This is a genomic window from Parabacteroides sp. KHUB-03, assembly GCF_056640975.1.
In genome coordinates this window covers 1,345,683-1,357,500 of record NZ_CM153257.1, presented here as the reverse complement: position 1 = coordinate 1,357,500, position 11,818 = coordinate 1,345,683, and the positions used below count along the sequence as shown (strand labels likewise).

General features: G+C 43.1%; 8 protein-coding genes, 2 tRNA genes and 1 rRNA gene (1 of these 11 running past the window's edge). 2 read left to right on the top strand and 9 right to left on the bottom strand.

Annotated features, from left to right (window positions below; genetic code table 11):
* From ACYIB7_RS05850 to ACYIB7_RS05825, 6 genes are all read right to left on the bottom strand, one after another.
* Window positions 1-73: transfer RNA gene (locus tag ACYIB7_RS05850), tRNA-Ala, on the bottom strand; it reaches 4 nt to the left of the window's first position.
* Window positions 74-95: 22 nt separating this feature from the next.
* A tRNA-Ile gene (locus ACYIB7_RS05845) sits at window positions 96-169 on the bottom strand.
* A 189-nt stretch (window positions 170-358) separates the two neighbouring features.
* Window positions 359-1,886 (bottom strand): 16S ribosomal RNA (locus tag ACYIB7_RS05840).
* 224 nt (window positions 1,887-2,110) lie between these two features.
* Window positions 2,111-3,676 (bottom strand): sulfatase family protein, encoded by a 1,566-nt coding sequence (locus tag ACYIB7_RS05835; protein WP_480338325.1) that lies wholly within the window; start codon window positions 3,674-3,676, stop codon window positions 2,111-2,113.
* Between the two features lie 99 nt (window positions 3,677-3,775).
* Complete coding sequence (locus ACYIB7_RS05830; protein ID WP_103984440.1) at window positions 3,776-5,974, bottom strand: alpha-galactosidase; 2,199 nt, start codon at window positions 5,972-5,974, stop codon at window positions 3,776-3,778.
* Between the two features lie 95 nt (window positions 5,975-6,069).
* Window positions 6,070-7,563, bottom strand: a complete 1,494-nt coding sequence (locus ACYIB7_RS05825) for an IMP dehydrogenase (RefSeq protein ID WP_103984439.1) — start codon at window positions 7,561-7,563, stop codon at window positions 6,070-6,072.
* A gap of 147 nt (window positions 7,564-7,710) precedes the next feature.
* Between ACYIB7_RS05825 and ACYIB7_RS05820 the strand changes: the two genes are divergently transcribed.
* Together ACYIB7_RS05820 and ACYIB7_RS05815 are read left to right on the top strand one after the other, a co-directional pair.
* Complete coding sequence (locus ACYIB7_RS05820; protein WP_480338324.1) at window positions 7,711-8,418, top strand: pirin family protein; 708 nt, start codon at window positions 7,711-7,713, stop codon at window positions 8,416-8,418.
* 131 nt (window positions 8,419-8,549) lie between these two features.
* Complete coding sequence (locus ACYIB7_RS05815) at window positions 8,550-9,467, top strand: Rpn family recombination-promoting nuclease/putative transposase (RefSeq protein WP_480338323.1); 918 nt, start codon at window positions 8,550-8,552, stop codon at window positions 9,465-9,467.
* 88 nt (window positions 9,468-9,555) lie between these two features.
* On the opposite strand, the gene ACYIB7_RS05810 is transcribed toward ACYIB7_RS05815, so the two are convergent.
* The 3 genes from ACYIB7_RS05810 to ACYIB7_RS05800 all read right to left on the bottom strand — a co-directional run bounded on the left by ACYIB7_RS05810 (window position 9,556) and on the right by ACYIB7_RS05800 (window position 11,666).
* Window positions 9,556-10,032 carry a hypothetical protein gene (locus tag ACYIB7_RS05810; protein WP_103984436.1) on the bottom strand — a complete coding sequence of 159 codons (477 nt, stop codon included), beginning with the start codon at window positions 10,030-10,032 and terminating at the stop codon, window positions 9,556-9,558.
* A 174-nt stretch (window positions 10,033-10,206) separates the two neighbouring features.
* Window positions 10,207-11,379: a hypothetical protein gene (locus ACYIB7_RS05805; protein WP_480338322.1), complete on the bottom strand. Its 1,173-nt coding sequence runs from the start codon at window positions 11,377-11,379 to the stop codon at window positions 10,207-10,209.
* Window positions 11,380-11,381: 2 nt separating this feature from the next.
* The gene (locus ACYIB7_RS05800) at window positions 11,382-11,666 is read right to left on the bottom strand and encodes an HU family DNA-binding protein (RefSeq protein WP_103984434.1); all 285 of its coding nucleotides are present in this window, start codon (window positions 11,664-11,666) and stop codon (window positions 11,382-11,384) included.
* Window positions 11,667-11,818 lie beyond the last annotated feature (152 nt).

The window sequence follows — 11,818 nt, the reverse complement described above, 5'->3', positions numbered from 1 at the left end:
GGAGAATAACGGATTCGAACCGTTGACCCTCTGCGTGCAAGGCAGATGCTCTAGCCAGCTGAGCTAATCCCCCCTTTTTTCTTGAGATTTTCTTGTAGTCCCAGGCAGAGTTGAACTGCCGACCTCTACATTATCAGTGTAGCGCTCTAACCAACTGAGCTATAGGACTGTCAACTTTGCCTCGATTACTCTCAGCATCATTTTTCTCTCTTTCCCTACCTAAGGACAAACATGGAATCTTATCCATAATTTCTCCTTTTTTGAGTAAGATCATATTTCTTAATACATAGCAACCGTAGTACAAGTAAAGAATATTATACCGATTCCTTTACTCTATTTTTGAGACCCTTTGCTCCAGAAAGGAGGTGTTCCAGCCGCACCTTCCGGTACGGCTACCTTGTTACGACTTAGCCCCAGTCACCAGTTTTACCCTAGGCCGATCCTCAACGGTTACGGACTTCAGGTACCCCCGGCTCCCATGGCTTGACGGGCGGTGTGTACAAGGCCCGGGAACGTATTCACCGCGCCATGGCTGATGCGCGATTACTAGCGAATCCAGCTTCACGGAGTCGAGTTGCAGACTCCGATCCGAACTGAGACATGGTTTGGGGATTAGCATCACATCGCTGTGTAGCTGCCCTTTGTCCATGCCATTGTAACACGTGTGTCGCCCCGGATGTAAGGGCCGTGCTGATTTGACGTCATCCCCACCTTCCTCACAGCTTACGCTGGCAGTCTCACTAGAGTCCTCAGCTTGACCTGTTAGTAACTAGTGATAAGGGTTGCGCTCGTTATGGCACTTAAGCCGACACCTCACGGCACGAGCTGACGACAACCATGCAGCACCTCGTAAAAAGCTATTGCTAGAAAGAGTGTTTCCACTCCGGTCTTCTTACGTTCAAACCCGGGTAAGGTTCCTCGCGTATCATCGAATTAAACCACATGTTCCTCCGCTTGTGCGGGCCCCCGTCAATTCCTTTGAGTTTCACCGTTGCCGGCGTACTCCCCAGGTGGATTACTTAACGCTTTCGCTGTAGAGCTTACAATATATCGCAAACTCCTAGTAATCATCGTTTACTGCGTGGACTACCAGGGTATCTAATCCTGTTTGATACCCACGCTTTCGTGCTTCAGTGTCAGTGTTGGTTTAGTAAGCTGCCTTCGCAATCGGAGTTCTGCGTGATATCTATGCATTTCACCGCTACACCACGCATTCCGCCTACCTCAAACATACTCAAGATATCCAGTTTCAACGGCAATTTTATGGTTGAGCCACAAACTTTCACCGCTGACTTAAACATCCACCTACGCACCCTTTAAACCCAATAAATCCGGATAACGCTCGCATCCTCCGTATTACCGCGGCTGCTGGCACGGAGTTAGCCGATGCTTATTCAGAGGGTACATACAAAACAGGACACGTCCCGCACTTTATTCCCCTCTAAAAGAAGTTTACAATCCATAGAACCTTCATCCTTCACGCGACTTGGCTGGTTCAGGCTCTCGCCCATTGACCAATATTCCTCACTGCTGCCTCCCGTAGGAGTTTGGTCCGTGTCTCAGTACCAATGTGGGGGACCTTCCTCTCAGAACCCCTATCCATCGCAGACTTGGTGGGCCGTTACCCCACCAACTATCTAATGGAACGCATGCCTATCTATCAGCAATAAATCTTTAACAAATATTCCCATGCGGGACCCCTGTTTCATGTGGTATTAGTCCGACTTTCGCCGGGTTATCCCTCTCTGATAGGTAAGTTGCATACGCGTTACTCACCCGTGCGCCGGTCGTCAGCGGGATATTGCTACCCCCTGTTACCCCTCGACTTGCATGTGTTAAGCCTGTCGCTAGCGTTCATCCTGAGCCAGGATCAAACTCTTCGTTGTTAATTTGTTTTTATACCTTTTGCTCAGAATCTCTAAATCTATTAAGTAATTGACGGTATTATTATTCTATAAAACAAACATCTAATGTCTGTATAATACTTGTACTACTTGTTGTATGTAAATCTTTCAAAGAACTCGTGCGCTTTCTTTCGATTGCGGGTGCAAAGGTAAGGACTTATTTTTAACTCACAAGTTTTTCGCCCAAAAAAAATCAGAAAAGTTTTTCACTTTTTTTCGGCCAATTCAGCCTCTATAGGATCATCATACTGTTTCTGAAGCCTTTGCAGCTCTTCCAACAATTCTCTTGCCACTTCCTTATATTCCGGTTTTCCATACAAATTATGCATCTCTTGCGGATCTTCCTGCAAATCGTATAATTCCCATTCATCAATATCATTATAAAAATGAATCAATTTATAACGATCCGTACGTACCCCATAATGACGTTTCACCATATGTTCTGCAGGATATTCATAATAATGATAATATATAGATTTACGCCAGTCTGCAGGAGTTTCTCCTCTCAGTAAAGGCAGCAAAGACTCTCCCTGTATATCCTCGGGAACCGGAACGCCAGCTAATTCCAGAAAAGTAGGAGCATAATCTATATTCTGAACAAATTGGACAATTTCGCCTTTCTTTCCACCCGGCAAACGCATAACCAGAGGCGTATGAAAAGATTCCTCATACATAAAGCGTTTATCGAACCAGCCATGTTCTCCCATATAAAAACCCTGATCGGAAGTATAAACCACTAATGTGTTTTCCGACAATCCGGCAGCATCCAAATAATCAAGTACCCGTCCTACATTATCGTCCAACGATTTCAGCGTCTTCAAATAATCCCGCATATAACGTTGGAATTTCCATTCCGCCAACTCTTTTCCTTGCAGATTCTTTTTATAGAAATCTTCAATAATCGGATCATAAAACGCATCCCAGGCAGCCTTCTGTGCAGAATCCATACGTCCGTACATACCTTCATAAGTACTTTTCAGACGGCTGTTTTTATCCTTCCGGTACATTTTCAGATCGTAAATAAGATCCATATCCTTAATGATACTCATCTCCTGTGCCACTGCAGCAAGACGCCCTTCATAATCATCATAATAATTAACAGGTAAAGGGAATTCTTTATCTTCATACAGTGCCAGATTACAAGTATCAGCCATCCAGTTTCGATGTTGTGCTTTATGATGAATAAACAGACAAAACGGTTTGCTACTATCCCGTTTATTCTCCATCCAATCCAAACTCATATCCGTAATAAGATTGGTCAGATAGCCATGTTTACGGATCGTATCATTATTTAATGTGATAAAATCCGGATTATAATAATTACCCTGTCCCGGAACAATTTTCCAGTAATCAAATCCGGTAGGCAAACTTTCCAAATGCCATTTCCCAATAATAGCTGTCTGGTAGCCTGCTTCCTGCAATAATTTAGGCATGGTTTGCTGCGAACCGTCAAACACGCAATTCGTATTATCGGTAAAACCGTTTTTATGACTGAATTTTCCGGTAATCATACAGGCCCGGCTAGGGCCACTCAATGAGTTGGTAACAAAACTATTGGTAAATTTCACTCCGTCCCGGGCAATCCGGTCCAGATTCGGCGTATAAGCATAGCGTTTATCATAACAGCTCATCATCTGTGCCGTGTGATCGTCTGTCATTATATAGACGATATTCATTGGTTTTATCTGTTCTTTCGATTTCTCTTTCAGATTACATGAGGTAACCGATATAGTAACAACACCAGCAAATAGCACAAGTTCATTATTCTTCATTATTTATTTAGATCTAGATTTTATTCCTTCAAAAGTTTTTCGGCCAAAAACGAACGGTCTGCAGGCAAAATTTACCTGCAGACCGTATATAGTAGGTATTTAGTCACAACATTTAATTTCAACCACATGACTATTCGCTTCGGCTATCGTAAAGACACGCAAGCCCACTTTCATCAGATAATCGCCACTGAATACCTTTCCGTTATCCGCCAATGTTGATTTGGCTCCCGGCATCAGGTTAATCTCTTCCAGTTTATAATTCTTTTCAGGGTCTAATCCCTGTAACTTAACAGGATAAAGTTTCTCTGCATAACGAGGGTGAAGATCATACGCATAGAGTAACGCTGCATTTTTATCCTTACTTACATGCATAACAGCCGTATGGTTAGATTCATAAGGAGAAACCAGACGATAAAAATCACCTTCAAGGATAACAGGTTTCAGGCGATTGAAATTTTTCACCGCTTGCTGGCAAAAAGTCAATTCATCCGGTTTCAATTCTTTCAGACCCAAATCGAATCCCATCTTGCACATCATAGCCACATCCGTACGAAACTTCACACTTGTTTTCCAATTCCAGCTTGTTACGTGGGCACACATCACCTTAGATGGGAAGAACTGAGAAAATCCCCATTGAATATACAATCGTTCAAACGGATCCGTATCATCACTACACCATAATTCTGTAAAATATTTCAAAGCACCATAATCGCAACGTGCGCCTCCACCTGAGCAAATCATCATATACAAGTCCGGATATTTTTCGGCTACCCTCTTAAAGACATTCATTACGCCGCGAACATGATCAACATATAGCTGATTTTGTTTTCCTTTTAAATAAGGAGAATAGATATTTGTAATCGGGCTGTTGCAATCCCATTTCAGGAACGCTATTTCAGGATTCTCAGTCATCAGCTTATCTACTACCCCGAATACATAATCTTCCACCTCCGGATTACTCAAATCAAGAACCAGTTGGTTACGATAATAATAGGTTTCACGATTCGGCTGACGGATCGCCCAGTCTGGATGTTTGTCAAACAGCTCACTTTTCGGATTCACCATTTCCGGCTCAACCCAGATACCAAACTTCACGCCTGCATCTTTTGCCGCTTTTACCAAATTAGGAATACCGTTCGGAAGTTTGCTCTTCATTACTTCCCAGTCACCCAAACCGGCACGGTCATTAACACGGGGATACTTATTACCAAACCAGCCATCATCCAGCAAAAACAAATCCACACCCAGATCCTTGGCTTCTACCATAATTTCTTCCAGCTTCTTTTCGTCGAAATTAAAACCTGTAGATTCCCAGTTATTCAATAAAGTAAGGCGATCGTCTTTTCCTCTCTTCACCTGGTAATTACGAGCCCAGTCATGAAAACTGCGGCTAGCCTTTCCTGCACCCTGATTACTCAACGTAAAGATAAATTCAGGTGTAACAAATACTTCATTCGGCTTCAATTCATAATTAGATGCGTACGGATTAATACCGGATATAATACGAATATTATTCATATTATCCACTTCAAATGTAAAACGGAAATTTCCTGTCCAGCCAATCGTGCCCATCAGTACATCACCTTCGTTCTCACGAACCACATCCCCTAATCCCAACTGGAAAAACGGATAAGATTGCATGGCTGCACGAGACCCTAGTTTTGTATCAATAATTTTCTTACCGAATTTTAACTCCTGGCTAGTCATACCCATTTCCTTAGCCCAGTCACCGCAAAACTCGGTAAGATAGTACTTCGGACTTTCAAAATATAGCATATTGGAAGCATACAGGAAGATAGAAACCGGCTTCTTTTCACTATGGCTTATTTCCGTCCACGTTTTAATAATATTTTCTTTCGCATAAGTAAGATAATGCATCTTTACACTTACAGGATATACATCATCCTTCATCGTGATAATAGTCTCGGTAACATTATCATCCTGCTTCTTTACCTCGCTGGACACAAAACGGAATATACTCGTCATATTCCCGTCATTATGCTGTATACCAAAAGCCGGTTCATAATAATCTTCAGCCCCTGAACAAGGATATATCTCCCATCCACGGGTCGAAACGGCATCATCCGAACCCGACCGGACATATAACGGAAGATTGGCAAACTCCGATTCATTCAACAAACGACTTCCCAAATATGACTGATAAACACGTCCATTAGGAGCAACCCTCAAAATCAAATCAGTCTCAGCAGTGGATATACGGATAGGCCTTTGTTCCGCTGCTCTCATCTGTGCCATACAAAGCAAGAAAAGAAAAACAATGAAATTTGTCTTTTTCATGGTGATAATAATAATAGTATATATTTGCGTTAAAAGCCCGGCTCGATACCATTATCCACGGAATCCAGTCGGGCGTTTGTAAAAAAATCTTTCTATTAGTTTTGTTCTTTCAGGATAACATCGTGTGCACCGCCTTCCACAATACTGGTTGAAGATACCAACGTTATTTTGGAGTATTTTTGCAATTCCTCAATTGTAACGGAACCGCAACTACACATTGTTGCTTTCATTTTCCCTAAAGTAACATTCAAATTATCTTTCATCTTTCCGGCATAAGGGACATAGCTGTCAACACCCTCTTCAAATTTAAGAGATTCGCTGCCACCCATATCATAACGCTGCCAGTTCTTTGCACGGTTTGAACCTTCTCCCCAGTATTCTTTCACGAAATTGTTTCCAATTCTCAGTTTTTTCGTCGGAGATTCGTCAAAACGGGCAAAATAACGTCCCATCATCAGAAAATCCGCTCCCATAGCCAAAGCAAGCACCATGTGGTAATCGTGTACTAAGCCACCGTCACTGCATATAGGAATATAAACACCGTGTTTCTTAAAGTAAGCATCACGTGCCTGAGCCACATCGATCAAAGCAGTTGCCTGTCCGCGACCAATGCCTTTCTGTTCGCGGGTAATACAGATAGAACCGCCACCAATACCTACTTTTATAAAATCAGCGCCTGCCTCCACCAGATAATTAAAACCTTCCTGATCTACCACATTTCCGGCGCCAACCAATACTTTATCTCCGTATTGCCCTTTTATCCATGCAAGTGTCTCCTTCTGCCATTCGGAATAGCCATCCGACGAGTCGATACATAAAACATCAACACCAGCTTCTACCAATGCCGGAACACGTTCTTTATAATCACGTGTATTGATACCGGCACCAACCAACAATTTCTTATCCGCACCAGACAGTTCCAGCGGATTATCGCGATGATTGTCATAGTCTTTACGGAATACAAAATATTGCAGTTTCTGGTTTTTATCGATAATAGGCAATGTATTTAATTTATGATCCCATATAATCTGGTTAGCCTCTTTCAGGGTCATGCCCAATTCTCCAACTATCAATTTGGAAAAAGGTGTCATGAAATCCTTCACCTTCTTTTCCGAGGAATCCTTTTCAACACGGTAGTCGCGACTGGTAACAAGCCCCAGTAGTTTACCGTTCGGTGTTCCGTCATCGGTCACACCTATAGTAGAATGTCCTGTTTTATTCACTAATGTTACCACATCAGCCAAAGTTTGTTCAGGAGTAAGGTTTGAATCGCTTATAACAAAACCGGCTTTAAACTTCTTTACTTTACGTACCATCTCAGCCTGGCTTTCAATAGGCTGCGAACCGAATATAAAAGAGAGTCCTCCGTTACGTGCCAGTTCGATAGCAAGTTCAGGACCCGATACCGATTGCATAATAGCCGAAACCAAAGGAATATTCAGCTCAATCGCAGCATGTTCTCCGGTTTTAAACTTTACCAGCGGAGTTTTTAAAGAAACATTAGTCGGTATACATTGTTTCGTGGTTAAACCCGGAATAAGCAAATATTCTCCAAATGTTCTCGAAACATCGTTTAAGTAGATTGCCATAAGATTCTATTATATATTTACTGGATGATAAGAAATAATTGTGCAAATGTAATTATTTCCGCTTATATATGGGTTCTTTCATGTTAAAAACTTTTATTGTTGCCCGGTTGTTCTATTAATAAATTAATTAAATCAGAAAGAAAGCTTATGAAACAAGTTGTAGACAAAGCCAACACTAGAGGATACGCCAACCACGGCTGGCTAAAAACATATCATACATTCAGTTTTGCAAACTATTATAATCCCAAACGCGTACATTTTGGAATGTTACGTGTGTTAAACGACGACACCGTTGCCCCACGCGAAGGCTTCGATATGCATCCGCACAAAAATATGGAAGTGATCTCCATCCCCCTGCATGGTTATTTGCGTCATGGAGACAGTATAAAAAACAGCGAAGTCATCACCCCCGGAGATATTCAGGTAATGAGCGCCGGTACCGGTATTATTCATAGCGAATTTAATGATAGTGCCGATGAACGGCTTGAATTTTTACAGATATGGGTAATCCCCCGGAAAGAAAATACGCCTCCAAAATACGGGAGCTACGACATCCGTCCTTTTTTAAAAGAAAACCAGTTGAGCCTGATTATAGCACCAGACGGCGAAGTTCCGGCATCTATCAATCAAGACGCATGGTTTTCTTTAGGAACATTGGATGCAGGCCAGGTAAAGGAATACAAACTCCATCATAAAAACAACGGCGTATACGTCTTTGTTATCGAAGGTGAAGTCGAAATAAGTAACACGACCTTATCCAAGCGTGACGGAGCCGGCTTTTGGGATACCGATCATATTATTATCGAAGTACTGAAAAAGTCAAAAGTACTGCTTATAGAAGTTCCATACGAATAAGAATTTATATCAATCTCTTTATAATATTAGCATTTATAATATATCTACTTATACGAGCCATTTCAACAATAAATCCTTACCTTTGCCTCACTGCCTGCTATTGGGTAGCGAACCATCAAAACCAGACAACTATGGGGAAATTTATCAATCCGTTTACGGATATTGGCTTCAAGCATATATTCGGAAGGGAGATCAGTAAGGATGTACTTATCGCGTTCCTGAACGATTTATTGGTCGGAGAAAGGCATATAGCCGACATATCCTTTATGGATAAGGAAGATATGCCGGAAATGGCAAACGGCAGAGTGGTAATCTTTGATATCCTCTGCAGGGAAACAAACGGGGCTTATTTCATAATTGAAATGCAGAACCAATACCAGGATTTCTTCCTGGACAGAAGTTTGTACTACCTGTGCCGCTCTGTTACCCGGCAGGGAATAAAAGGGAAAGATTGGGAATATGAGATCTTTCCGGTGTACGGAATCTATTTCCTGAACTTTATTATTCCACCGTTTGTTTCGTTCAGGACAGATGTAATATTGGCAGATCGTGCTACAGGTGAAGCAATAAACAAGAAGTTCAGACAGATATACCTGTCAATGCCTTACTTTACCTTGGAGCAAGACGAATGTAAAACAGATTTTGAACGTTGGATTTATATATTAAAACACATGGACACATTTGACAGAATGCCTTTCAATGCGCAGAAAGCCGTCTTCGACAAATTGCTCGACATTGCCGATGTCAGCAAGCTGGACGAGAAAGAGCGTGCCCGGTATGACGAGGCGCTCAAAATATACAGAGACTACTACGGCACAATAAACTCCGCAAAAAGACAAGGGCGCAAAGAAGGTGAAGAAAAAGGCAGAGCCGAAGGACTTGCCGAAGGTATTGAGAAAGGTAAGATGGAAGGTAAAGCAGAAGGCAGAGTGGAAGGCAGAGCCGAAGGACTTCTCACTGCCGCCCGTGGCATGAAAGACCTTGGAATACCTATTGAAAATATTGCCAAAGTAACAGGGCTTACGCAAGAGGAGATTAACACTCTATAATATTCGCATTTATAATGCGAATCAGTAGTTAAAGTAGTCAAGTAGAAATAGCATATTATTCTTAACTACTTTAACTACTGACCCCCATTTAATCCTCCCAGATTTCGGTCTTACCTAGTAATTGAAGCAATTCTTCCGGCGTATGGCGGTAGGTACGAAGATATTCGGCAAGCGTACGGAGGGTGTTCTTGATAGGGAAAGCTATAAGCAAAAAAGAAGCCAGATGCAAATATGACATCCGGCCTCCTTCCTTATCGCTTTCCAGCAAATGAACCATTTTCAAAAATAATTTGGGATGAGTCAAGGGATAACGCAAACTACCTAAAGGCGTATGCTCATTCAGATAACGCACGTAACACGCACGGTCATGAACAAGATAACGGATGATAAACTTACGGTACCGTTTAGGAAGGTGGTCGTAATAACCGAAAGCAAGGCGGCAGATCAACAGTTCCCATCCACGGCGGTCTTTTGGAGATACTAACTTCATCCGTGCCTCAAAAAGGCGGACGGTAGGAGTGGCAACACCGAATAACCCCTGTAAACGTTTAAACTCGTTTTTCATTCTTTTGGCGGAGGGGGAATGTTTATCCCTCCGGCACAAAAGGCCGGCTTTGAAATAAATAACAAAACCGGCTCCCCTGCCCCTTTTATATCTTAGGCAGGGAAAACCGGCTGATTACAACAATCTTTATAGACCTGAAACTAATGATATTCCATCTCTTACATAAATCAACTCTCACCTGTCAACTGAATTGTCACCTGTCAACTGTTTAGCCAGCTCCATGTTCTGGCGAGCCAAACGGGGGTTCTGGGGGATAAACTTACGGAAGTAAGACAATGCGCCCGGAACATCACCATCCATCAATGACAATACACCCAGGTTATTCCATGAGCGGGGATCACTCTCGACTGACTGGAAGAAGAAACGGGCAGATTCACTATCACCCATTGACAACGAAGCCGCGGCGGCATTCAACTGAGCCTCCGGACAGGAAGGGAAACGGTAAGCGGCCAACTCGTAGACCTCACGGTACTGCTCCGTACCGGGACGATACAATGATGCCAAACTTAACAACTCATTCAAGCCCAACTTATCGGGAGACGAGTTATATTGTGAAGACAACAAGGCAAAATCCATACCGGAAGAAGAAGGCTGCATACCCTCCGACTCGCACGTTACAGATAACTCCATACGGCGTAATTTTGAAAAGAATGTCTTCTCGATATCCTTATAGACCGAACCTTTATCCAGCGCTTTGATACGTTTACGGAGCATATCACCGTCGGAAGTCTCCGACAGGATCGATAGAACCTGCCCCTTATACTTCTTATCCGAAGAAGAAAGCAAACGACCCAAACCTGCCCAATCTTCCCCCTCCCAGGAGATTTGGATCAAACCGTTATCAGGCAAACCGAACTGTTTGACAAGATAATCCTTGAACTGAACGACACGGCTGCCGGACAAGCGTTCATTCTCCTTTGTATTACCATCGGGAGAAGCGAAACCTTTTAACCCGATGGATTGGACACGGCCAGCCGGAAAACCGGAAAGCCGGCCGAGACGTTCGCGCAACTTCTCCAACTCTGCCCGGTTATTGCCATAACGGGGATTAACCGTTACACCTCCTGCCGGGAAATCGATATAAGCCGTCAACTGCTCCGTTTGCGTTACCGGAGCGGAAGGAGACTCCGGGACGGGAGTAACATAACTCAACATCTGGCGGTAAATGGCGGAAGCATCCACCTGCAACAGGGGTATCTCCGCCTGGCGGTACAATGAAGATGTACCTTTCACCACCGGCAATGTATTCTCTTTCTCAACTGTGGAAAGATCCTGCATACTCCCGCATGACGACAGGGTAAACAGAATCCCCAAACCTGCAAGACCTTCTATCAAGTGTATCTTCATCCTCATTGCCCTTTCGCATTCATAGCCTCCAACAAATACTTACCCGGTTTGAACTTCACACTCAGGCGCCGGCGGATAACACATGGGGTGCCGTTCTGGGGGTTACGTCCAGGGCGTTCGTTCTGGCGCCACGGAGTAAAGGTTCCGAAACCTTGCAGGATGATGGTACCCTCACGTTCCAACTCCGATGTCAACACCTCCTGCAGAGCATTAAAATAACGGATCGACTCGGTATGCGGTATATTTAACGTTTCCGCAATCTGTTTTGTTAACTCTGTCTTGTTCATATTCTCAATATTTAATTGTTTGTAATTCTTTATTTGTTTACAATTCTTTATTTGTTCAGCAACCAAACTTTATCTTGATAGCTTCTGCCTGACAGCCTCCTTTATAGCTCTATCTTCATTGGCTTTAGCCTAAGCTGCCGTCTGCTTCAGCG

What these genes read in the sequence shown, in the direction of transcription:
- ACYIB7_RS05800 (WP_103984434.1), bottom strand. Translation starts at nt 11,666, where the DNA reads ATGAACAAGACAGAGTTAACAAAACAGATTGCGGAAACGTTAAATATA.
- ACYIB7_RS05815 (WP_480338323.1), top strand. Translation starts at nt 8,550, where the DNA reads ATGGGGAAATTTATCAATCCGTTTACGGATATTGGCTTCAAGCATATA.
- ACYIB7_RS05830 (WP_103984440.1), bottom strand. Translation starts at nt 5,974, where the DNA reads ATGAAAAAGACAAATTTCATTGTTTTTCTTTTCTTGCTTTGTATGGCA.
- ACYIB7_RS05835 (WP_480338325.1), bottom strand. Translation starts at nt 3,676, where the DNA reads ATGAAGAATAATGAACTTGTGCTATTTGCTGGTGTTGTTACTATATCG.
- ACYIB7_RS05805 (WP_480338322.1), bottom strand. Translation starts at nt 11,379, where the DNA reads ATGAAGATACACTTGATAGAAGGTCTTGCAGGTTTGGGGATTCTGTTT.
- ACYIB7_RS05820 (WP_480338324.1), top strand. Translation starts at nt 7,711, where the DNA reads ATGAAACAAGTTGTAGACAAAGCCAACACTAGAGGATACGCCAACCAC.
- ACYIB7_RS05810 (WP_103984436.1), bottom strand. Translation starts at nt 10,032, where the DNA reads ATGAAAAACGAGTTTAAACGTTTACAGGGGTTATTCGGTGTTGCCACT.
- ACYIB7_RS05825 (WP_103984439.1), bottom strand. Translation starts at nt 7,563, where the DNA reads ATGGCAATCTACTTAAACGATGTTTCGAGAACATTTGGAGAATATTTG.